Annotated in this window: 18 protein-coding genes; 17 read left to right on the forward strand and 1 reads right to left on the reverse strand. The window is 70.2% G+C overall.

Annotation, left to right across the window (positions count from 1 at the left end):
* Window positions 1–53 precede the first annotated feature (53 nt).
* The 17 genes from VXJ25_RS08280 (at window position 54) to hflX (ending at window position 21192) form a co-directional block, all read left to right on the forward strand.
* Window positions 54–1442, forward strand: coding sequence for a zinc ribbon domain-containing protein (locus VXJ25_RS08280; protein ID WP_330958740.1), 1389 nt, complete (start codon window positions 54–56; stop codon window positions 1440–1442).
* Between the two features lie 47 nt (window positions 1443–1489).
* Window positions 1490–2728, forward strand: coding sequence for a glycoside hydrolase family 3 N-terminal domain-containing protein (locus VXJ25_RS08285; RefSeq protein ID WP_330958741.1), 1239 nt, complete (start codon window positions 1490–1492; stop codon window positions 2726–2728).
* Window positions 2729–3031: 303 nt separating this feature from the next.
* Window positions 3032–4693, forward strand: a complete 1662-nt coding sequence (locus VXJ25_RS08290; RefSeq protein WP_330958742.1) for a ribonuclease J — start codon at window positions 3032–3034, stop codon at window positions 4691–4693.
* Between the two features lie 4 nt (window positions 4694–4697).
* Window positions 4698–7412: an FtsK/SpoIIIE family DNA translocase gene (locus tag VXJ25_RS08295; RefSeq protein ID WP_330958743.1), complete on the forward strand. Its 2715-nt coding sequence runs from the start codon at window positions 4698–4700 to the stop codon at window positions 7410–7412.
* 3 nt (window positions 7413–7415) lie between these two features.
* Window positions 7416–8993 carry a helix-turn-helix domain-containing protein gene (locus VXJ25_RS08300; RefSeq protein ID WP_330958744.1) on the forward strand — a complete coding sequence of 526 codons (1578 nt, stop codon included), beginning with the start codon at window positions 7416–7418 and terminating at the stop codon, window positions 8991–8993.
* A gap of 80 nt (window positions 8994–9073) precedes the next feature.
* A complete protein-coding gene (locus VXJ25_RS08305; protein ID WP_330958745.1) occupies window positions 9074–9571 on the forward strand; it encodes a YajQ family cyclic di-GMP-binding protein in 498 nt (165 codons plus the stop codon).
* The gene (gene rimO / locus VXJ25_RS08310) at window positions 9537–10961 is read left to right on the forward strand and encodes a 30S ribosomal protein S12 methylthiotransferase RimO (RefSeq protein ID WP_330958746.1); all 1425 of its coding nucleotides are present in this window, start codon (window positions 9537–9539) and stop codon (window positions 10959–10961) included. The genes VXJ25_RS08305 and rimO overlap by 35 nt, the downstream gene beginning before the upstream one ends.
* Window positions 10951–11598 (forward strand): CDP-diacylglycerol--glycerol-3-phosphate 3-phosphatidyltransferase, encoded by a 648-nt coding sequence (pgsA, locus tag VXJ25_RS08315; protein WP_330958747.1) that lies wholly within the window; start codon window positions 10951–10953, stop codon window positions 11596–11598. Before rimO ends, pgsA begins: the two co-directional genes overlap by 11 nt.
* Window position 11599: 1 nt before the next feature.
* Window positions 11600–12157 carry a CinA family protein gene (locus VXJ25_RS08320; RefSeq protein ID WP_330958748.1) on the forward strand — a complete coding sequence of 186 codons (558 nt, stop codon included), beginning with the start codon at window positions 11600–11602 and terminating at the stop codon, window positions 12155–12157.
* A gap of 224 nt (window positions 12158–12381) precedes the next feature.
* Window positions 12382–13476, forward strand: a complete 1095-nt coding sequence (recA, locus tag VXJ25_RS08325; RefSeq protein WP_330958749.1) for a recombinase RecA — start codon at window positions 12382–12384, stop codon at window positions 13474–13476.
* A gap of 47 nt (window positions 13477–13523) precedes the next feature.
* Window positions 13524–14156: a regulatory protein RecX gene (locus VXJ25_RS08330; RefSeq protein ID WP_330958750.1), complete on the forward strand. Its 633-nt coding sequence runs from the start codon at window positions 13524–13526 to the stop codon at window positions 14154–14156.
* A 269-nt stretch (window positions 14157–14425) separates the two neighbouring features.
* Window positions 14426–15982 (forward strand): ribonuclease Y, encoded by a 1557-nt coding sequence (rny, locus tag VXJ25_RS08335; protein ID WP_330958751.1) that lies wholly within the window; start codon window positions 14426–14428, stop codon window positions 15980–15982.
* Between the two features lie 5 nt (window positions 15983–15987).
* A complete protein-coding gene (locus VXJ25_RS08340) occupies window positions 15988–17070 on the forward strand; it encodes an ATP-binding protein (protein WP_330958752.1) in 1083 nt (360 codons plus the stop codon).
* A 140-nt stretch (window positions 17071–17210) separates the two neighbouring features.
* Window positions 17211–17525, forward strand: coding sequence for a stage V sporulation protein S (locus VXJ25_RS08345; RefSeq protein WP_330958753.1), 315 nt, complete (start codon window positions 17211–17213; stop codon window positions 17523–17525).
* A 3-nt stretch (window positions 17526–17528) separates the two neighbouring features.
* Window positions 17529–18899, forward strand: coding sequence for a tRNA (N6-isopentenyl adenosine(37)-C2)-methylthiotransferase MiaB (gene miaB, locus VXJ25_RS08350; protein ID WP_330958754.1), 1371 nt, complete (start codon window positions 17529–17531; stop codon window positions 18897–18899).
* Complete coding sequence (miaA, locus tag VXJ25_RS08355; protein ID WP_330958755.1) at window positions 18881–19891, forward strand: tRNA (adenosine(37)-N6)-dimethylallyltransferase MiaA; 1011 nt, start codon at window positions 18881–18883, stop codon at window positions 19889–19891. The genes miaB and miaA overlap by 19 nt, the downstream gene beginning before the upstream one ends.
* Window positions 19892–19893: 2 nt before the next feature.
* Window positions 19894–21192: a GTPase HflX gene (hflX, locus tag VXJ25_RS08360; RefSeq protein WP_330958756.1), complete on the forward strand. Its 1299-nt coding sequence runs from the start codon at window positions 19894–19896 to the stop codon at window positions 21190–21192.
* A gap of 113 nt (window positions 21193–21305) precedes the next feature.
* Here the strand turns inward: hflX and VXJ25_RS08365 are convergent, their stop codons facing one another.
* Window positions 21306–21938 carry a heparan-alpha-glucosaminide N-acetyltransferase domain-containing protein gene (locus tag VXJ25_RS08365; protein WP_330958757.1) on the reverse strand — a complete coding sequence of 211 codons (633 nt, stop codon included), beginning with the start codon at window positions 21936–21938 and terminating at the stop codon, window positions 21306–21308.
* Window positions 21939–22037 lie beyond the last annotated feature (99 nt).

Consider the following 22037-nt stretch of genomic DNA (forward strand, 5'->3'; position numbering starts at 1 on the left):
GACGACGCCCGGCCCACGAGGAGCTGGGCTGACGCGGGGGAGAGGTGCGCTCGATGTTCTGTACGAACTGCGGGGCGAAGGTGGAGCGCGAGGACTCGGCGTTCTGCCCCATGTGCGGCGCGCCGCTCGGCGACGCTGCGGGCACCGGGCCCACGGCGCCCCTCGAGCAGCCGGCGTCCGCGGACGTCACGGCCAAGATGCCGCGGCCGCCAGCGGATGGCCCTGACGCGACGGCGCCTGCGCGGGAGGTCCCCGAGCCCGTCCCCGGCTACGAGGATGGTGGCGCCAAGGGCGGAGAGGGGCGCCGCAGGCGGCCTCGTCGCGGCCTGCGCGTCGCCCTCGTCGTAGCGCTGGTCCTTCTCGCGGTGGCGGGTGCCGGGGCGGGCGTCTGGTGGAAGGTCGAGTCGGACCGCAAGGCGGCCGAGGAGGCCGCCCGACAGGCCGCGTGGGACGCCGAGCACGCCAAGCGCGCCGTGCACCTGAGCCTCGTCGCCCCCAACTACGACGACGCGGCGACGCGCATCCCCCTCAGGGTCACGGGGACCGACCTCGACCAGCAGGCGGTGGACCAGGTCTTCTACGTCAACGCGGACACGAGCGAGCTTCGGCTCAGGAAGGGCGACTACCAGGTGAGCGTGGTCGCGTCCCCCATCCTGCAGGACGGGTCGCTCTACGCGCTGCCGGCCGAGCCCACGGCCCTGCGGGTGGGAGACGACATCGGCTCGGCTACGGGCACGGACGACGGTTCCGATGACGCCGGTGCCTCATCGGACGCTGACGGCGGGTCCACCGCCATGGTGGAGGTGGAGCTTGAGACCATCGACGACCTCACGACCGTCACGGACGACCAGATTGCGGCGGCGCGCGCGGCCGCCGAGGCGGACCCGGACGCCGACCAGGCCGCGAAGGCCGGCCCTTATGCGGAGGCTGCCACCAAGAGGCGCGACGACGCGGTGGCGGCGAAGAAGGTCGCCGAGGAGGAGGCCCGCAAGAAGGCGGAGGAGGAGAGCCGCGCTGCCTCAGCGCGCCAGAGGCGCTCCGAGCTGGCCCTTGCCTTCGCCGAGAAGTTCAACGAGACTGGACGGACTGACGGCGAGGAGGGGAGTCCCGGCATCTACTTCCTCGACTTCGGAGCCTGGAAGTCCGACGTGCTCCGCTACCTGGACCCGAGCAGCAGGATCTACCAGGACGTCTCCACGGATACCGGGTTCTCGGGCACCCCGATGCTGATCTCGGACGTGCGCGTTGCCCGTGTTTCGCCCGACGGCGGGGACTTCACGGTCGCCATGCACGCAACGCAGGCGAAGGGGAACGGGACCGCGGACCCGTACAAGGGCGATGCCCTCAAGTGGCAGGAGGCAGGCAGCTACACGCTGACCATGACCGTGAGCTTCAACGACGAGGACCTCGTCACCAAGGTCAGGATGGGCGACCCCGTCTAGGTGGTCGCGCCAGCTTGCGGGCGAGGACCCGAGGAGGGAGGGCTCGGTTGGGCAGGAACGCTGACACGGACGGTCGCAGGCTCTCGCGGAGGGGCGCCCTCTCGCTCGTGGCGGGGGCCTCGCTCGCAGGGGCCTCCCTCGCGGCCGCCTCCTCGCTCGCGGGACTCTCGTCCTGCGCCCCCTCGGGCGCCGGCGAGGGGGCGCAGGACGGCGTCCAGGAGGCGGACCCCGTCGGGCGCGCCATAGCGTCCCTCTCGCTCGAGCAGCGCGTCTGCCAGCTCTTCGTGGTGCGGCCCGAGGACATCGTCGACGTCGGCACGGTCGTCGCGGCGGGCGAGGCGACGCGCGAGGCGCTCCGGCGCCGTCCGGTCGGCGGCATCTGCTACTTCGGGCGCAACCTCGAGGACCCCGACCAGGTGCGCCGGATGCTCGCGAACGTGGAGTCCTTCTCCGAGGAGGCGGTCGGCCTGCCGATCCTCAGGGCGGTGGACGAGGAGGGCGGCACGGTCGCGCGCGTCGCCTCAAACCCAGCCTTCGGCGTGGCCAACGTAGGGGACATGCGCTCCGTCGGGGCCGGCGGCGACGCCGACGCGGCGGGGGCCGCGGCGGAGACGGTCGCCGCCTATCTCGCGGACCTCGGCTTCAACGTCGACTTCGCCCCCGTGGCAGACGTCGCCCCCGCAGGCTCGGTCATGGGGCGGCGCTCCTTCGGGGACGACCCCGACCTCGTCGCCTCCATGGTCGCCGCGCAGGTGAGGGGCTTCGCCGGCAGGGGCGTCGGCTGCTGCGCAAAGCACTTCCCCGGCATCGGGTACGCCTCCGGGGACTCGGAGGTCGAGCCCATCAGCCTCGACGGCACCGTCGATGACCTCGCCGCGCGCGAGCTCGTCCCCTTCGCGGCCGCGGTCGCGGCGGGCGTCCCCATGGTCATGGTCGGGCACCTGAGCTGCGCGGGCGTCACCGGGACCGATGAGCCCGCCTCGCTCTCGAGCGCGGTCGTGGGCGACCTCCTGCGCGGTAGGCTGGGATTCTCGGGCGTGGCGATCACGGACTCGCTCGGCATGGGTGCCGTCACGGCGACGCGCACCCCGGCCGAGGCCGCCGTCGCCGCCCTCGAGGCGGGGCAGGACCTCATCCTGATGCCTGCGGACTTCGAGTCCGCCCTCCAGGGCGTGCTCGATGCCGTCTCGTCGGGCAGGATCGGCGAGGGGCGCATCGAGGAGTCCCTGCGCAGGGTCGTCGCCCTGAAGCTCTCGCTAGCGCAGCCAGTCGGCGCCTCGGGCTGACGCGCGGCGCATCGCGCGCACGGGCGCGCGGCGCGGGGGCCCGACGCGAGTGCCCCTTCTGTGGAGCCTCTGTGTGCGCACCGCGTCCGCATGGTCGGACGCGGCCGCCCTTGTCGCAGGTGCTTTGAGGTTTCTGGACGTTTGCGTGCGCGTGCATGGGGATGCTCCCGCAGGGGAGACTTACCTTACAATCACTCTGGGAGACTAGCGGCCTGTGCGCGAGCGCCAGAGCCGTCTACATAGGTAGCAGAGAAGAAGAGAAGAATCGGCTGAGGAAGCCACGGAGAAAGGAACGACGAGAGCATGGCAAGAAGACAGACGCCGCTGAGGGTCATCCCCCTGGGTGGCCTCGACGGCATCGGGAAGAACATGACGGTGTTCGAATACGGCGACGACATGGTGCTCGTCGACGCAGGACTCATGTTCCCCGACGACGAGCAGCTGGGCATCGACCTCGTCCTGCCCGACTACACCTACGTCCTCGAGAACGAGGACAAGCTCAGGGGCATCATCATCACCCACGGCCACGAGGACCACACGGGCGCCCTCCCGTACCTGCTGATGGACCTCACCCGCAAGGTGCCCATCTTCAGCTCGAGGCTCACCCTCGGCTTCATCCAGGGCAAGCTGGACGAGCACCGCATCAAGAACCCCAAGTTCAAGGAGGTCAAGGACGGCTCCCACATCACGCTGGGCGCCTTCCAGATCGACTTCTTCTCCATGACGCACTCGATCCCGGCCTCGCTCGGCGTCTTCATGAGGACGCCCGCCGGCACCGTCATGCATACCGGGGACTTCAAGCTCGACCAGACCCCGATCGACGGCGTGCGCCCCGACTACAGCGCCATCAACCGCTTCGCCACCGACGGGATCGACCTCCTCCTCTCCGACTCCACCAACGCGACGCGCCCGGGCTTCACGCCCTCCGAGGCCGCGGTGGGCCCGAGCCTGCGCCACATCATCAAGAACGCCCCCGGCCGCGTCTTCGTCGCGTCCTTCTCGAGCCACATCCACCGGCTCCAGCAGGTGTGCGACGCCTCGGTTGCAGTGGGCCGCAAGGTCGTGGTGACGGGCCGCTCCATGATTACCAACACCAAGGTCGCGCGCGAGCTCGGCTACCTCAAGATCGCCGATGAGAACATCGTCGACGCCTACGACGTGGAGAAGCTCCCGGATGAGAAGATCGTCGTGCTCTGCACGGGCAGCCAGGGCGAGCCGCTCTCGGCCCTCGCCCGCATGGCCAACGGCGAGCACAGGAGCCTCTCCATCACCGCCGACGACACGGTGATCATCTCCGCCACGCCGGTCCCCGGCAACGAGAAGAGCGTGCAGGGGATCATCAACTCGCTCTCCAAGATCGGCTGCACCGTCTTCGACAAGTCGCAGACCCTCGTGCACGTCTCCGGCCATGGCAGCCAGGAGGAGCTCAAGCTCATGCTGGCCATGACGCACCCGAGGAACTTCATGCCGGTGCACGGCGAGGCCGTGCACCTGAGGGCCCACGCCCGGCTCGCGCGCGAGGTCGGCATCCCCGAGAGCAACATCTTCCTCATGGACAACGGCGACACGCTCGAGCTCAGCGGCGGAAAGGCCAGGATCGGCGCCCCCGTGGACTCCGGCGTGGTCTACGTCGACGGCCTGTCCGTCACCGACGCGGATCCGGTCGTCCTCCGCGACCGACAGAAGCTCTCGCAGGACGGCATCGTGACGGTCGTCGCCACGGTCTCGAGGCGCGGGCACAAGGTCGGCGACGTCGAGATCTCGATGCGCGGCGTCTCCTTCGCCAACGACGACGCCCTCGTGAGCGACGCACAGGACGTCGTGCGCGGCCAGGTCGCGAAGGTCTCGGACGACAACTACGCGATCGAGACCCTGAGGAAGAGCATCAGGAACGGCCTCTCGAACTTCCTGTGGAACAGGACCCACACGCGGCCGATGGTCATCACGGTCGTGATGGAGGTCTAGGCAGATGCCCCAGAAGCGCAGGACGAACGCACCCAGGACGAACAAGGGCAAGGCGCAGGGGAGGTCCTCCGAGGCACGCGGCAAGTCGCCGCGCGCCTCGGAGGCTGCCGTCCCCGGCAGCGCGCGAAACGACATAGCGGGGGTGGTCCTCGCCGTGGTCGCCATAGCCATGCTGGTGGCACTCGTCGCCCCCACCTCGGCCGTGGTGACGCACGCCACCGCACAGGTGCTCACGCTCTGCTTCGGCGTCGGCGCGATCCTCTGCCCCGTCGCCCTCTTCCTCTTCGCGCTGACCTTCTTCGTGGAGAGCGAGGGCCCGCTCGGCGAGAGGGCGGCGCTGGGCCTTCTGCTGATCGTGCTCGCCCTGCTCTCCATGATCTCCGTCAACGTCCCCGGCGCCGCGGCGGACCCCTCCCTGGTCGTCGGCTCCGCTGTGGTGCCGCACGCGGGCGGCTACGTGGGAGGCCTCATCGCCTGGGCGCTCCTGACCTTCCTCGGCCAGGTCGTCGCCAACGTCGTCCTCGTCGGGGCGATCGTCGCGGGCGTGGTGGTCTGCGGCTTCTCGATCTCAGGCCTCGTCGAGCACGTCCAGGACGGCGTGCGCTCCGCACGGGAGTCGTACGCCCTGCGCAGGGCCGCCGCTGCGGCCGAGCGCGAGGTCGCCCTCGAGGAGCAGGGCGCCGAGGCCCCCGAGGCTGGCGGGCCCGCCCCGCGCAGGACGGCCGAGGGGGACACCACCTTCATCGGCTCCCGCAAGACCTCCGTGCTCACGAGGAAGGGAAAGTCGAAGGCTCAGCCTGAGGTCGAGGGTACTGCCAAGGGGGCGCAGTCGCAGATCCAGGACGCGCTCAAGACCGTGAAGCTCAAGCGGAGGCCGAAGGTGGAGGAGGCCCTCGGCCAGGACGCCGTTGCCGCGGCCGGGACGACCGAGACGCCGGCAGACGCCCCCGGGTCCGCCCCCGAGGGCGGGCGCGACGCAAGCGCGGCCAGCGCGGACGACGAGTCCGCTAAGAGGACGACGCGGCTCAAGCGGGGCCCGCACGGCAGGAGGCGTCCGGTCGAGGCCACGGACGGGGAGGGCGCGAGCACGGCGGCAGGTGCCGCCGTCCCGGACTTCCTCAGGAACCCGAAGGCGAAGACCCCCAGGGTCGCCGGGGTCGCGTCCGCCTCCGAGGCGGGCCGCGCGGCCACGGCGCCTGCCGCCTCCGCTGCCGCGCCGCAGCATGCCGTACGCCCTGGAGACGACGACGGCGAGTACGAGCTGCCGCCGCTCGAGATGCTCTCCTCCAACCCCAACTCCAGCGGGTCCGCCAGCTCCAAGGCGGAGCTCGACGAGACGCGCGAGGAGCTGCAGAGCACGCTGCAGGAGTTCGGCCTGAGGAGCCGCGTCGTCGACTACGTCTCCGGCCCCATGGTCACGACCTTCCGCGTCGAGATGGGCGAGGGCGAGCGCGTCAGCAGGATCAAGAACCTCGAGGACGACATCGCCCTCACGCTCGCGGCCGAGAAGGTCCGCATCTTCGCGCCCATCAAGGGGACCTCCTTCGTCGGCATCGAGATCCCCAACAAGACGCGCGAGAACGTCTACCTCGGCGACGTCCTGCCCTACGCCAAGGGCGGCCCGCTCGAGGTCGCCGTGGGCAGGGACTCGGGCGGCAAGCCCGTCGTCGCCGACCTCGCGAAGATGCCCCACATGCTCGTGGCCGGAACGACCGGCTCGGGCAAGTCGGTGATGATCAACTCCATGATCATGTCGATCCTCATGAGGACCACGCCCAAGCAGGTGCGCCTCATCCTCGTGGACCCCAAGCGGGTGGAGTTCAGCTGCTACAACGGCCTGCCCCACCTCTACGTGCCGGTCGTCACCGAGCCCCGCCAGGCGGCGAGCGCCCTGCAGTGGGCCGTCTCGGAGATGGAGCGCCGCCTCAAGGTCTTCGAGCGCGCCGGCGCGAGGAACATCAAGGTGTACAACCGCATGTGCACCTCGGGCAAGCTCTCGGAGATGGACAACCCGCCCGAGCCCATGCCCTACCTCGTGATCATCATCGACGAGCTCTCCGACCTCATGATGGTCGCGGGAAAGGACGTGGAGGCCTCCATCGTGCGCATCGCCCAGCTGGCGCGCGCCGCGGGCATCCACCTCATCATCGCGACCCAGAGGCCGTCCGCCAACGTCGTCACGGGCCTCATCAAGTCCAACATCGACACCCGCGCGGCGCTCAAGGTCTCATCTGGCCTGGACTCGCGCGTCATCCTCGACGAGACGGGCGCCGAGCGGCTCCTGGGCAACGGCGACATGCTCTTCAAGAACCGCGGGCTCACCCCCCAGCGCGTGCTCGGGTGCTTCACGACGGACGCGGAGATCAACAGCGTCGTCGACTACATCCGCAGCCAGGCCGAGCCCGACTACCACGAGGAGATCCTCACCGCGGTTGCCCCCAACACGCCCGGCGGCGGCTCCGCCGCCGACCTCGAGGAGGACGACGACCCGCTCGTCTGGGAGGCGGCCCAGATCGTCGTGGAGACCCAGCTCGGCTCCACCTCCGGCCTGCAGCGCAAGCTCAAGGTGGGCTACGCGCGCGCCGGAAGGATCATGGACATGCTCGAGTCCAAGGGCGTCGTGGGGCCGCCAGACGGCTCCAAGCCGCGCGAGGTCCTCCTCGACGAGGACCAGCTCGAGGAGCTCAGGGTCCAGGAAGCAAAGTACCAGGGGGTGTAGGGGATGGCACGTCCTCGCTTCAGCGAAATCCTCGCGAGCCGCAGGAGGCAGCTAGGGCTCTCCATCGGGCAGGCGGCCCAGGTGCTGCGCCTCAGGCGCGAGGTCCTCGAGGCCTTCGAGGAGGGGGACTTCGAGCGGATGCCGAAGGGCGGCTACGCCCAGGGCATGCTCTCGAGCTACGCCCGCTACCTCGACCTCGACTCCCAGGAGATGGTCGAGCTCTTCGCAAGGGAGCTCGACGACTACCGCAGGGGCGGCCGCGGCCGCTCCGCGCGGCCGCAGAGGGGCCGCGCGGAAGCCGGCCGCCAGGGCCAGAGGGGCCGGTCCGCGGCGGGTGCGGGGACGCTGCCTGCGAGCGGCGGCTCCGTCGGGCCTGCCGGGGGCTTCGAGACCACGACGGTCAGGCGTCGCGACGACGCGCGAGGCTTCCCGCAGGGCAGGCCCTACACCGGACGGACGCCCATCCAGCCTGACCAGCGCGGCGACGCCGGGCGGGCGCGCACGAGGCGCAGGGCCGAGGGCGCGGACGACCTGCGCGCCGCCCGCTCCGGGGCCTACGGGCGCGGTCCGTCGGCGGGCGCCTACGACGCCTTCGACCGCGGTCGCGGCGACATCTCCACGATGCCGGTGCGCGAGGAGGACTACCAGGACGACCTCAGGTTCGGCATGGACGCGCGCTCCTATCGCTCGGCGTCGACCCGGGAGGGGAGCCGCGCCTCGCGCAACATCGCCTCCACGAGCCGCCCGAACGTGCGCCGCCGCCAGCAGGGCGCGCGCGGCCGCAGGCGCGGTCCTTCCTCCAAGGGGTTCTTCTCCGACCCGGTGCGCGCGCTCGTCACGATTGCGATCGGCGTCGTGCTCGTGCTCACGATCGTGATCATCCTCTCCGTGAGCTCGTGCGTCTCCGGCAAGGTCGGGACGGACTCCTCCAGCAAGAGCGTGTCCGTCTCCACGACCTCGATCCCGTCGAGCACGAGCGGCTCGAAGGCCTCCTCCGAGAAGGACGCCGAGGAGGCCGCGGCGGAGAAGAAGATCCAGAGCCAGTCGAACGCGAGCGCCTCCACGACCACGGCGACGGAGACTAAGGTCACGATCAGCGTCGCGGACGGCCAGGTCACCTGGCTCGAGGTCGACAACGGCGACAAGAGCGAGGTCGCCGACACCGTCGACGGCCCCTGGGAGCAGACCTACACGGTGACCGACACCATGACCATCCGCGCGGGCGACACGACCGCCGTGACCGTGACCCAGAACGGCGTGCAGGTGCCCTTCGAGTCGCGCGTGTCCGGGATAGGCACCATCACGATCCAGGGCACGAAGGCGCAGGGCGCGGGCGGCTCGGCCACGACGTCGGGCACGGACGCGACCTCGGCTCAGGGCTCCTCGGCCTCCGCCTCGGCAACGGGGTCCACCTCGGGCTCGACGGCGAGCGAAGCCTCGGGCACCACCGACGGCTCCGGCACCACCCCTTCGGCGGGCTCCTCCACGAACTCTGCGCAGGGGAGCGCGACCTCCACGTCGGGCTCATCGTCCGCTAAGATGGGTGGTTCGAGCTCGACGGGCTCGGGGTCCGGCCGATAGGCCGCAGCAGGGGTCCCTCGGAGGCAGCGGGCGGTGGGACCGAGAGGGGCGCGAGAGGCGCGCCGGGGAGGGAGGCACCTATGGCCAAGGAGTTCAGCTTCGACGTCGTCTCGCAGGTGGACATGCAGGAGGTGGACAACGCCTTCCAGCAGGCGGCCAGGGAGCTCGCCCAGCGCTACGACCTGAAGGGCACCGGCGCCGCGCTCGAGTTCGACCGCAAGGCGGCGGCCTTCGTCGTGTCGGCCCCCTCGGAGTTCGTCGCACAGCAGGTGGCGGATGTCCTCGCGGGTAAGCTCGCCAAGCGTGGCGTCGACCTCGGCGCCCTGAGGTGGGGCGCCTGCGTGCCGGCGGCCGGCTCCTCGGTGAGGCGCACGGGCACGCTCGTGCGGGGCATCGAGCAGGACGTCGCCAAGAGGATCGCCAAGGACCTCAGGGCCCAGAAGATCAAGGCCAAGGCGACGGTCGAGAAGGACAAGCTGCGCGTGAGCTCCGCCTCCAAGGACGCGCTTCAATCTGCAATCTCCTATCTGAAGGAACAGGACTATGGCCAACCCCTCCAATACGTCAACTACCGCTAGCGCCGACGGGCTCGGCGCCTCCCCCGTGGCGCGCTTCTACTTCGTCACGCTCGGCTGCGCCAAGAACGAGGTCGATACCGACCGCATGCGCTCACTGCTCCTCGACGCCGGCCTCGATGAGGCCGACGACGTCGCCTCCTGCGACGTCGCGCTTATCAACACCTGCTCCTTCCTCGCTTCCGCCACGGAGGAGGGGGTGGAGACCACGCTCGCCCTAGCCGAGGAGGCCTCCTCTGGGGTCCGCAAGAAGCCGATCGTCATGTGCGGCTGCATGCCCTCCCGCTACGGCGACGAGCTCGCCGAGGAGCTCCCGGAGGTCGCGGCCTTCGTGCGCAGCGACGAGGAGGACGGTATCGTGGACGTCGTCTGCGGCGTGCTCGGCGTAGAGCCCAGCCGGGACGCCGCCCCCGTCCTCGCGGGCCGGACGCTGCGCACCATCGACGGCGCCTCCGCCTACGTGAAGATCTCCGAGGGCTGCGACCGCTTCTGCGCCTTCTGTGCGATCCCCTACATCAGGGGCCGCTACGTCTCGCGCCCGGCCGAGGAGGTCGTCTCCGAGGTGGCCGCCCTGATGGAGGGCGGCGTTAGGGAGGTGGTCCTCATTGGCCAGGACACGGGCATCTGGGGCAGCGACCTCGCGGGGGACGAGAAGACCCTCGCGTGGCTGCTCCGCCGCGTCGCAGAGGCGGTGCGCCCCTACGGGGGGTGGATCCGCGTGCTGTACCTGCAGCCCGAGGGCATGACCGACGAGCTCATCGCCACCATCCGCGACACCCCGGAGGTCCTGCCCTACATCGACATCCCGATCCAGCACTGCGACGAGCGGGTGCTCGCCTCCATGGGGCGCACGGGCTCGCGCGAGCAGCTCCGCGAGCTCTTCGCGCGCCTTCGCGAGGAGATCCCCGGCATGGTCCTCAGGACGACGGGCATGTGCGGCTTCCCGGGCGAGACGGAGGAGGAGGCCGACGAGCTGCTGGACTTCGTCCAGGAGGAGGAGTTCGACTACACGTCCGTCTTCGCCTACTCGCGCGAGGAGGGCACCGCGGCGGCGGACCTGCCCGACCAGGTCGACGAGGACGTGAAGCTCGAGCGCACGCAGAGGCTCCAGGACCTCGCCGAGGAGCTCGGCTTCGCCTCGACCGCCAAGCACGTGGGCGAGCGGGTAGACGTGATCGTCGACGGCGTCGAGGAGACCGAGGACGGCGCCGAGCTCGTCGGGCACGCCTGGTTCCAGGCCCCCGACTGCGACGGCGCGGTCCACATCGAGAGCGGCGAGGCGGCCGTGGGCGACATAGTCACCTGCGACCTCGTCGACTCCTTCTGCTACGAGCTCATCGGCGTCCCCGTCGCGGACGCCACCGACGGGGAGGCGCCTTCGGATGTCAGGTAACGCTGGTTCTCGTGCGGACGGCGCCGCCAAGGGCGCGGGCGGCTCCAAGGGCGGCATCTGGACGCCGGCCAACGTGGTGACGGTCGCGCGCATCGTCCTCGTGCCCCTCTGGCTGCTCGCCGCGGAGCTCGCCGGGGCTGGCGCGGAGGGGGCGGCCCCGGGTCCGGCGCTGGCCGTCTTCGCCTTCTTCGTGGTGCTCTCCCTGACCGACAAGCTCGACGGCTACCTCGCGAGGAGCCGGCACGAGGTGACGACCTTCGGGAAGTTCCTAGACCCGATCGCCGACAAGCTCGTGGTCGTCGTGGCCCTGTGCTACCTGCTCGAGGCCGGCAGCGTCAGCTCGTGGGTGCTCCTCGTGGTCGTCGCCCGGGAGTTCCTGGTGAGCGGGCTTAGGATGGTCGTCGCCAGCAGGGGGGTCGTCGTCGCCGCGAGCAACCTCGGCAAGTGGAAGACCGCGACGACCATGGTCTCCATCAGCGCCATCCTGCTCGCCCGCGGCCTCGTCGGCGCGCCGGCGACCTTCTTCTGGTGGTTCGGGCAGCTGCTCCTGGTGGCCGCGGTCGTGCTCACCGCGTGGTCGGGCGTCGACTACTTCGTGAAGTGCCGCAGGTACGTGACGGATGCGGAGGAGGCCTAGCATGGGCGTGCGCGTGGACGGGTCCGCGAGGGGGCTGGCGTTCGAGGACGCGGGCGACGTTGCGCTGCCGGGCGGCGGCGAGCGCTACGAGCTCGCCCGCAGGCTCGTGGTCGAGGCTACCCGGGCAGGCGTCACGCTGGCGAGCGCCGAGTCCTGCACGGGAGGGCTCGTCTCTGCGGCCGTGACCGACGTACCCGGCTCCTCCACGCCCTGGCGTGGCGGCGTCGTCTCCTACGCGATCCCCGTGAAGCGCGCGGTGCTGGGCGTCCCCGACGAGGTGCTGGACGCCCCGGGCGTCGGCGCCGTCTCGAGCGAGTGCGCCGCGGCCATGTGCGAGGGCGCCCGGAGGGTGCTCGGGGCCGACGTGGCCGTCTCCACGACGGGCATCGCCGGTCCGGGAGGGGCCGAGGAGGGCAAGCCCGTGGGCACCGTCTGGTTCGGCGTGACCTCGGACGCGGGCACCCACACGGAGGCGCATCTCCTCACCGGGGACCGCGAGGCGGTCAGGCGGAAGGCGGTCGCGATAGCCCTCGGCCTCCTGCTCTCCCGCGTCGGCTAGGACGCCCCGAGGAGGGCTCCGCGCCAGGTCGGGAACGCCACGGCGCGTCGTCGCAGCCCAGGGGCGCCAGCCGCTCGAAGCCGCCAGGCAGTCGCGAGGGTTCCGCGAGCTGCCTGCGAGGCCTCTCCCCGCGCCGTCCCATCAGGCCCCTATAATCTCAAGGCGTCGAGGTTGACACCGAACGGTTGTTCTTATACCATGTCCTGGAGTGGATTGGGGTAGAGATGGCAAAGAGCAAGAACGCAGTCAAGGAAGTGCATGAGCGCACCTACGGCGCCGAACGCGAGAAGGTCGTGGAGGCCACCACGGCCGAGATAGTGAAGAAGTTCGGCACGGGCGCGATTATGAAGTTCGGGGACGACAACGCGGCCCTCGACATCGAGGCCATACCCACGGGGTCGCTCGCGCTCGACGCGGCGCTCGGGATCGGCGGGGTGCCGCGCGGGCGCATCGTCGAGATCTACGGGCCCGAGTCCTCCGGCAAGACCACCCTCTCGCTGGAGATCCTCGCCGAGGCGCAGAACCTCGGCGGCGTCGTCGCCTTCATCGACGCGGAGCACGCGCTCGACCCCGGCTACGCCGCCCGCATCGGGGTGGACATAGACGAGGTCCTCATCTCGCAGCCAGACACCGGCGAGCAGGCGCTAGAGATCTGCGACATGCTCGTGCGCTCCGGCGCGATCGACGTCGTGGTCGTGGACTCCGTCGCCGCGCTCGTCCCGCGCGCGGAGATAGAAGGCGAGATCGGCGACACCACGGTGGGCCTCCAGGCGCGCCTCATGAGCCAGGCGCTGAGGAAGCTCGCCGGCTCCCTCTCCAAGTCAAAGACGACCTGCATCTTCATCAACCAGCTGCGCGAGAAGATCGGCGTCATGTTCGGCAACCCCGAGACCACGACGGGCGGGCGCGCCCTCAAGTTCTTCTCGTCCGTGCGCATGGACATCAGGCGCATCGACACGATCAAGAAGGACGGGGAGATCGTCGGCAATCGCGTGCGCGTCAAGGTCGTCAAGAACAAGGTGGCGCCCCCGTTCAAGCAGGCGGAGTTCGACATCATGTACGGGGAGGGCATCTCCAAGGAGGGCTCCATCCTCGACATGGGCGTCGAGTACGGCATCGTCAACAAGTCGGGCGCCTGGTTCAACTACGGCGACGAGCGGCTCGGACAGGGCAGGGAGGCCGCGAAGGAGTTCCTGCGCGAGAACCCCGACATCAGGGACACCATCGAGCACGAGATCCGCGTGGCCTGCGGCCTCGAGCTGGGCGACGAGCGCGTGGGCGCACCCACCGAGGGTGATGGCGCCGCCCTGGAGCAGTGAGCGGGCGGGGGCGCTTGGGCTCTGCGGCCCTCGCGTGGGAGGTGGTGATGCCCGAGCGGCGAGGCTCCTCCTTCGGTGGCTACAAGCCGCAGGCGACGCTCTCGTGGGAGCGGGGCGGCAACGTGGGAAGCCTTCGCGTCCCCGCGTGCGTCGGCAGGCGCCTCGAGCAGATGGGCGAGGAGGAGGGCTTCGAGCCCGGGAGCGCCGGGGAGCTCGAGGGCTACGTGCGCGAGCTCGAGGCGAGGATGGCCTCCTCCCGCCTGGCGGAGCTCGCCTCGAGGCGGGAGGTCTCGACCAAGGAGGCTGGGGAGCGCCTCCGCAGGGAGGGGTTCCCGCCCGAGGTAGTCGCCTTTGCGGTCGGGCGCGCGGCGGAGTGCGGCCTCGTGGACGACGCGAGGTTCGCCGACTCCTTCGTCCGCTCCAAGCTCGCCTGCGGCTGGGGTGCCCAGCGCATCGAGCGCGAGCTCTCGGCGCGTGGGATAGAGGCCACCGCGCTCGAGGGCTGGCCCTACGAGTACTTCGACCCAGCCGAAGAGCGCTCGAGGGCGCTCGCGCTCGCGTCCCGAAAGAGGCTCACCGGTAAGAACGACTACGCCAAGATAGTGAGGTTCCTCGTCGGCCGGGGCTTCGGCATGGGCGTCGCGTGCGACGCGGCGCACCAGGTCCTCGAGGAGGCGTAGGGCCGTCGGCGGGGCGGACGGGCGCGTCAATTGACAGTTCCATATCCTGTACTTAGGATAGAAGGGCCATAGAGCATTCTCGTCTTCCCTCTTTCGGTTGACGATTTTCATTTGTGTTGGTTGATCGCTCGTCTGATCACTCGTACAACATAGCCATCTGAACAGATGGTGGCCGGGATGTGCCTCGAATGGCGGGTTCCGACGCGTGCCAGGGCTGGTTCCTGGGCGCTCGGATTCCTGAACTCTTGAGATTCGTTTGAGGAGCAGCCATGGTACAGATCATCATTGGAATCATCATCGGGGCGCTAGTCGGCGCCGTCGCCGCAGTCGCCTACGCAACGAGCAAGAACAACGAGCGCGTCCGCGCCGCCAACGCCGAGGTGGACGCCGCGCGCGCCCAGGCGGAGAAGATCACGAGCGACGCGCGCGAGCAGGCGGAGACGGCCAAGAAGAGTGCCCTCGTCGAGGCCCGCGAGCAGATCCTGCAGCTGCGCCAGTCCTCCGAGGCGGACGACCGCAAGCGCAAGGCGGAGCTGCAGACACTCGAGAACCGCGTGATGCAGCGCGAGGAGTCCCTCGACCACAGGAACGACGCCCTCGACAAGCGCGAGCACCAGCTCTCCAGCATGCAGAGCTCCATCGACAAGCGCAAGAACGAGGTGGACGGGCTCTACGAGCGCCAGACCGCCGAGCTCGAGCGCATCTCCGCAATGACCAAGCAGGACGCCCACGACGAGCTCCTCGACCGCGTCCGCGCGGACACCGTGCGCGAGGAGGCCAAGATCCTGCGCGAGAGCGAGCAGCGCGTGCGCGCCCAGGCGGACAAGACCGCCCGCGAGATCGTCTCCACCGCCATCCAGCGCTGCGCCTCCGACCAGGCGGGGGAGATCACGGTGACCACCGTGCACATCCCCTCGGACGACCTCAAGGGCCGCATCATCGGCCGCGAGGGCAGAAACATCAGGACCTTCGAGCAGATCTCGGGCGTCTCGCTCGTGATCGACGACACGCCCGAGACCGTCGTGCTCTCGAGCTTCAACCCCGTGCGCAGGGAAACCGCGCGCGTCGCCCTCGAGAACCTCATCGCTGACGGCCGCATCCACCCCGCCCGCATCGAGGAGCTCTACAAGAAGGCTGAGAAGCTCGTCAACGAGCGTGTCCAGGAGGCCGGCGAGCAGGCCGCGTTCGACGCGAACATCCACGACCTGCACCCCGAGCTCGTGAAGACGCTCGGCGCCCTCAAGTACCGCACCTCCTTCGGCCAGAACGTCCTGCAGCACTCCATCCAGGTCTCCGCGCTCTGCGGCACCATGGCCTCCGAGCTCGGGCTCGACCCCGCGCCCGCGAAGAGGGCCGGCCTCCTGCACGACCTCGGAAAGGCGATAGACCATGAGGTCGAGGGCCCGCACGCCGTGATCGGCGCGGACCTCGCGCGCCGCTACGGCGAGAAGCCCGCCATCGTCCACGCCATCGAGGCGCACCACGCCGACGTCGAGCCCAACACGGTCCTCGACGTGCTCGTGCAGGCTGCAGACGCCATCTCCGCGGCGCGCCCCGGCGCCCGCAGGGAGTCCGCCGAGACCTACATCAAGCGCCTCGAGAAGCTCGAGGAGATCTCCAACGCGCACGAGGGCGTCGAGCGGACCTACGCCATGCAGGCGGGCCGCGAGCTCCACGTCATGGTCGAGCCGGAGAAGATCTCCGACGCCGAGGCGACGGTCCTCGCGCACGACATCGCGAAGCAGATCGAGGACGAGATGGAGTACCCCGGACAGGTCCGCGTCGTCGTCATCCGCGAGTCGCGCGCCGTCGACATCGCCAAGTAGCGCCCATGTCGGAAGATTCCTCGCTCCTGGGCTTCGTCTCCTCCCTCGGCGGGGGAGACCCGCTCAGGGTCGAGGAGAACCTCGGGGACGGCTACGTCCGGCTGCGCGTCCTGGAGGCCGAGAGGCGCCAGGCGAAGCACGACATCCGCTGCGTCGAGGACGTCCTCATAGAGCTCCTGAGGAACGCCCGCGACGCGGGAGCGCGCAAGGTCCTCGTCGCGAGCGCGCGCGAGGGGGCCTTGCGGACCCTCGTCGTCCTCGACGACGGCTGCGGCATCCCCGAGGAGATGCAGGAGCGCGTCTTCGATGCGCGCGTCACCTCCAAGCTCGACAGCGTCCACGTGGACCGCTGGGGGGTGCACGGCAGGGGCATGGCGCTCTTCTCGATCAGGGAGAACGCCGAGTCCGCCGAGGTGCTCGCCTCCGCCCCGGGCCGGGGCACGGCGGTCCGCGTCGTCTGCGACACGGGGAGGCTCCCCGAGCGGGCGGACCAGTCCACCTGGCCGAGGCTGCCGTCCCGCGCGCACGGGGCCGGCGCGGAGTCGCTCGGCAGGGGTCCCCACAACCTCGTGCGCACCTGCTGCGAGTTCGGGCTCGAGTCCGAGGGCGCCTGCAGGGTCTACGTGGGGTCGCCGGCGCAGGTCGTGAGCACGGTCGTCGCGCGCTGCGCAGCGGCCCCCGCCTCGGATGCCACGGGGGCGCGGCGGGCGCCCACGCTCCTCGAGGAGCTCGCGGCGAGCCCCGGTGCGGCGGCGCTCGCGGAGGCCGCCGGAAGGCTGGGGCTCAGGATGTCCGAGCGCAACGCCCTCCGCATCCTCTCGGGGGAGGTCGCGCCCCTGGCGAACGTCTGCGCCACGCTTCGCGCGAGCAGGGACGGACGAAGGGAGCCTGCGAGCGCCCGGGCGGGCGCCGGCCTGGGACGTCCGGTCGGCCTCTCGCGCGAGGACTCCGAGTCCCTCGCGCGCAGCGTCACCAGGGACGTCCGCGCGCTCGGCGAGCGCTACTACTTTCGGCCGTGCGGCGAGGCGAGGGTCAGCGTGCGCGACGGCCTGCTCCAGATCACGGTGCCGATAGCGGACGACGAGTGAGTCGCCACGACACGGTGCAAATTGCCCGGCTGAATTGGCCGGCGGGACTTCTCACGTGCGCGGCGGACCGTTAGAATTGACCATTGTTTAAATGCGACACTAATGTACAAAGGGTGTTCGTAGCATCCAGGAGCCGGAACATGGATTTTCTCAAAGTCTCGAGCAAGTCGTCGCCCGCCTCGGTGGCCGGAGCGATAGCCGGCATGGTGAAGGACGGCGTGCCCGTCAACATCCAGTGCGTGGGCGCAGGCGCCGTCAACCAGGCCATCAAGGCGGTCGCGATCGCGAGGGGCTTCCTCATCCCCACGGGCGTCGACGTCTCCTGCGCGCCGACCTTCTCGGACATCGAGATAGGCGGGGAGAGCAGGACCGCGATACGCATCGCCGTGTACGTGCACAAGCTCGTCCCCCAGGCTTCCCAGATGCTCGGACAGGACGGGGCGAGGACGGTTTAGCGGATGAGCAACACCTACCCAGTGCTGAGGGGTAAGACCTACTTCATCAGGACCTTCGGCTGCCAGATGAACATGCACGACTCGGAGCGCGTCTCCGGCCTGCTGGACGACTGCGGGCTCCTCGAGGTGGCGACTCCCGAGGAGGCCGACGTCGTCGTCTTCATGACCTGTTGCGTGCGCGAGAACGCCGACACCCGCCTGTACGGCCAGGCTTCCGCCATGGTGAGCGCACCCGTGCCCCCCTCGGGCAGGCGCGTCGTCGCCGTGGGCGGCTGCATCGCGCAGCGCGACGGCGAGAGGCTCCGCGAACACGTCCCCAATGTGGACGTGGTCTTCGGGACGAGCGCGCTCGCCTCGGTGCCGAGGCTCATCGCCGAAGCGTTCGAGTCCGAGCCCGGCGCAATCGAGGTTGACACGGTCGAGGAGGGGCGCGGCTTCTCCACCGACCTGCCGAGCCACAGGGCCCAGAGCTTCCACGCGTGGGTCCCGATCATGACGGGCTGCAACAACTTCTGCACCTACTGCATCGTGCCCTACGTGCGCGGCCGCGAGCGGAGCCGCTCGATGGAGAGCGTCGTCTCGGAGTGCGGGCGCCTCGTCGCGGACGGCGTCCGCGAGATCACGCTCCTCGGACAGAACGTCAACTCCTACGGGCGCGACCGCTACGGGGAGCCACGCTTCGCCGAGCTGCTGCGCAAGGTGGGGGAGACCGGGGTCGACAGGATCCGCTTCACCTCGTCGAACCCCAAGGACCTCTCCGAGGAGACCATCCGCGCGATGGCGGAGACGCAAAACGTGATGCCCCACCTGCACCTCGCCGTGCAGAGCGGCTCGACGCGCGTCCTCAGGGCCATGAACCGCAGCTACACGCGAGACGGCTACCTCAGGCTCGCGGAGTCCCTGCGCCGCGCCATCCCCGACATCGCGCTCACGACCGACATCATCGTCGGCTTCCCCGGGGAGACCGAGGAGGACTTCCAGCAGACGCTCTCCCTCGTGGAGGAGGTGGGCTTCTCGGCCGCCTACACCTTCATCTACTCCAAGCGCCCCGGGACGCCGGCGGCCAGCATGCAGGACGACACGCCCCGCGAGGTCATCCAGGACCGCTTCGACCGCCTGGTCGCCCTCGTCGAGCGCCTCGCGCACGACGCCAACCAGGGCGAGCTCGGCCGCGAGGTCGGGGTGCTCGTGGAGGGGACCTCGAAGAGGGACGACGCGGTCCTCGTGGGCCACAGCGAGAAGAACGTGACGGTCCACTTCCCCGCGCCCGATGGGGCCTCGCTCGACTCGCTCGTGGGCAAGATCGTGCCCGTGCACGTCGACGAGGCCAGGACCTGGTACCTCAGGGGCACCGTGTGCGGCGAGGCCAGATGACGCAGCGCCCGCACGATCCCGCGACCCTGGACCGCGACGCCGGGGCGCCAGAGGGCGCCCCGGCGGGCCCCGTCCCCTGCGTCGTGGGCCCGACTGCCTCGGGCAAGAGCGACCTCGCCGAGCAGCTCGCGCTGCGCCTGGGCACGATGGTCGTCTCGGTCGACGCCATGCAGGTCTACCGCGGCATGGACGTCGGTACCGCGAAGACGCCCGTGGCCGAGCGCCGCGTCCCGCTCGAGATGGTGGACGTCGCGGACGTCGACGAGGAGTACTCGGCAGCGCTCTTCCAGCGCGCGGCGCGAGGGGTCGTGGACGGGGCGCTCGCGGCGGGGCTCGTGCCCGTCCTCTGCGGCGGCACCGGGCTCTACCTCGACGCCGTCATAGACGAGATGACCTTCCCGGATGGCGGCACCACGACGGAGAGCCGCCTTCGCTACGAGGGGCTGGCGGAGCGGCTCGGCCCCCAGGGCCTCCACGACCTTCTCGCCCGGCGCGACCCCAGGAGCGCGGAGCTCATCCACCCCAACAACGTGCGCAGGGTCGAGCGCGCCCTCGAGATGCTCGACGAGGGGAGGAGCTACGCCGACCAGCACGCGGGGCTCAGGGCGCACCGCCCGCACTACGACGCGCGCATCTGGGCGATAGAGGTCGCAAGGGGCGAGCTCTACCGCAGGATCGAGGAGCGCGTGGACGAGATGTTCGACCGAGGACTGGTCGAGGAGGTGGCCTCGCTTGCGGCTGCAGGGCTCGTCCGCGACTCCACGGCGGGCCAGGCCATCGGCTACAAGGAGGTCCTCGCGGCCCTCGCGGGCGAGTGCACGCTCGATGAGGCGCGCGACAAGATCAAGGTGCGCACCAGGCGCTACGCCAAGCGGCAGCTCTCGTGGCTGCGCAGGGACGGCCGGGCGCGCTGGCTGGACGTGGAGGCCATCGGCACGGACGCGGCCGTGGCGGCCATAGTGGACGACCTCTCGCGTCCGAGGGAGGCATAGGCTTGGGTCGCTTCGAGCCACAGTCCACGGCACCCGTGCCGGAGAGGGCCATCATCGTGGGCGTCGACATGGGCGCCTCGGAGTGGCCGGTGGAGGAGTCCCTCGCGGAGCTCGCGCGCCTCGCGGAGACGGACGGCGCCGAGGTCGTGGCGGAGGTGACGCAACGCCTCGACAAGCCCGTGCCCAAGACCTTCGTGGGGAGCGGCAAGGCGGAGGAGATCGCGCGGCTGGCGCGCAGCCTCGACGCGGACGTGGTCATCTTCGACGACGAGCTCACGCCCTCCCAGCAGTCCAACCTCGAGGGCGTCATCGGCAACAGGTGCAAGGTCATCGACCGTACCGCCCTCATCCTCGACATCTTCGGCGCCCACGCAAAGACGCGCGAGGGGCGCCTGCAGGTCGAGCTCGCCCAGAACCAGTACCTCCTGCCCCGCCTGCGCGGCATGTGGGGCCACCTCGTGCGCGAGCAGGCGCGCGGCGGCATCGGGAGCAGGTTCGGCCAGGGCGAGAGCCAGCTCGAGGTGGACCGGCGCCTCGTGCGCGACCGCATCTCCACGCTGAGGCGGGAGCTCGCCGCCCTCGACCTCAGGCGTGGCGTCCAGAGCAAGGCGCGCTGGGACTCGGGGGTCTTCCGCGTCGCGCTCGTGGGCTACACCAACGCGGGAAAGTCGACGCTGCTGAACCGGCTGACCGGCTCCGACGTCTACGCGAGGGACGAGCTCTTCGCCACCCTCGACCCGACGACGAGGTCCCTCGACCTCGAGGAGGGGCGCAAGGTCACCGTCACGGACACGGTCGGCTTCATCCAGAAGCTGCCGACGATGCTCGTGGAGGCCTTCAAGTCCACCCTGGCCGAGGTGACCGCCGCCGACCTCATCCTGCTCGTGGTCGACGCCGCAGACCCGAACGCGGCGAAGGAGGCAAACGCGGTAAGGGGTATCCTCGGCGAGATAGGTGCGTCGGGTATCCGGTGCGTGGAGGTCTACAACAAGTGCGACCTCCTGGACGAGGGGGAGAGGTCCTCCCTCGCCACGTCACACCCTCAGGCCGAGCTCATCTCGGCCAGCACGGGGTTCGGCGTGCGCTCCCTGCTCTACCGGGTGGCCAAGGAGGCCTCCGCGGACGACGTGACCATGACCGTGCAGCTGCCCTACGACAGGGGGTTCCTCATCAAGATGGTACACGAGCGCTGCCGCGTGGTGAGGGAGCGCTACGAGCAGGCGGGGCTCGTCGCCACAGTCATGGCGCCGAGGCGCATGGCTTCGGCCCTCGCCCCCTACGAGCTCGCGGACGAGGGGTAGGGGGAGGAAAGCCCCCTTGGTCCCGCGCAGCCCGCGCGGCGGCCCGCGCGGCGGCCCGCCACCCTGGAGCCCCGGCCTCGCGCCGGGCCTGGCTGGCTGGCTGGCGGAGGCGGCTAGGCCCTGAACGCCAGCCAGAGGGCCGCGAGGATTAGCGGCTGGTGCGCCACGTAGAACGCGAGGGCGTGCCTGCCCACGAACTCGAGCGGACGGCAGACGGGCCCGCGCAGGCGCTCGGGGTACCCGCGACCCTTCCACCAGGCGTTGAAGGAGGCGCCGCTCAGGTACATGAGCAGGTAGGGGAGGACGGGGTAGTAGTCGCCCGACTCGAAGGTCGGACCCGGGAAGCCCAGCCAGGAGAGACGGTCCGTGGCGTAGAGGGAGGCGGGGAGGTCGACCGTGAGGGGACCCACGCCGACGAAGCCCCTCGTCACGCCGAGGGAGACCACGAAGAGGGCGAGGAGGACCAGGCCGGCCACAGGGCCTCTCGGAGCGAGGTGAAGCCGCTCGAGCAGGGCGTAGGCGAGGGTGCACGCCGACATGCAGAAGATGATCCCGAAGCTGATCGGGACGTCTGCCGCGGCGAAGCTCGTCGCGACGAAGATGAGAAGGGCGAAGGCGCCGTAGACGAGGCCACGTCGCAGGTTGCTGCGCGAGAGGACGCACATGCAGCCGGCGACGAAGAGGAAGGTCCAGGAGATGCTCGCCCTCCACACGTCCAGGAAGGTTCCGTCAAGTATCTTTCGCAAATGTCTTCTGACCCCCTATGTCGGCAGGACTTGCTTGCGGCTTCCTAGTCCGTGCTAACGCTCCTCTCGTCCCAGTGGTCCAGCAACGACATGTCGAGG

Origin of the sequence: Olsenella absiana, assembly GCF_036408855.1 — a bacterium.
GTDB lineage: Bacteria > Actinomycetota > Coriobacteriia > Coriobacteriales > Atopobiaceae > Olsenella_K > Olsenella_K absiana.

Bases quoted from the DNA above. Each gene is read 5' to 3' on its own strand.
- VXJ25_RS08280 (WP_330958740.1), top strand. From the start codon at position 54: ATGTTCTGTACGAACTGCGGGGCGAAGGTGGAGCGCGAGGACTCGGCG.
- VXJ25_RS08290 (WP_330958742.1), top strand. From the start codon at position 3,032: ATGGCAAGAAGACAGACGCCGCTGAGGGTCATCCCCCTGGGTGGCCTC.
- VXJ25_RS08295 (WP_330958743.1), top strand. From the start codon at position 4,698: ATGCCCCAGAAGCGCAGGACGAACGCACCCAGGACGAACAAGGGCAAG.
- VXJ25_RS08300 (WP_330958744.1), top strand. From the start codon at position 7,416: ATGGCACGTCCTCGCTTCAGCGAAATCCTCGCGAGCCGCAGGAGGCAG.
- VXJ25_RS08305 (WP_330958745.1), top strand. From the start codon at position 9,074: ATGGCCAAGGAGTTCAGCTTCGACGTCGTCTCGCAGGTGGACATGCAG.
- rimO (WP_330958746.1), top strand. From the start codon at position 9,537: ATGGCCAACCCCTCCAATACGTCAACTACCGCTAGCGCCGACGGGCTC.
- pgsA (WP_330958747.1), top strand. From the start codon at position 10,951: ATGTCAGGTAACGCTGGTTCTCGTGCGGACGGCGCCGCCAAGGGCGCG.
- VXJ25_RS08320 (WP_330958748.1), top strand. From the start codon at position 11,600: ATGGGCGTGCGCGTGGACGGGTCCGCGAGGGGGCTGGCGTTCGAGGAC.
- recA (WP_330958749.1), top strand. From the start codon at position 12,382: ATGGCAAAGAGCAAGAACGCAGTCAAGGAAGTGCATGAGCGCACCTAC.
- VXJ25_RS08330 (WP_330958750.1), top strand. From the start codon at position 13,524: ATGCCCGAGCGGCGAGGCTCCTCCTTCGGTGGCTACAAGCCGCAGGCG.
- rny (WP_330958751.1), top strand. From the start codon at position 14,426: ATGGTACAGATCATCATTGGAATCATCATCGGGGCGCTAGTCGGCGCC.
- VXJ25_RS08340 (WP_330958752.1), top strand. From the start codon at position 15,988: ATGTCGGAAGATTCCTCGCTCCTGGGCTTCGTCTCCTCCCTCGGCGGG.
- VXJ25_RS08345 (WP_330958753.1), top strand. From the start codon at position 17,211: ATGGATTTTCTCAAAGTCTCGAGCAAGTCGTCGCCCGCCTCGGTGGCC.
- miaB (WP_330958754.1), top strand. From the start codon at position 17,529: ATGAGCAACACCTACCCAGTGCTGAGGGGTAAGACCTACTTCATCAGG.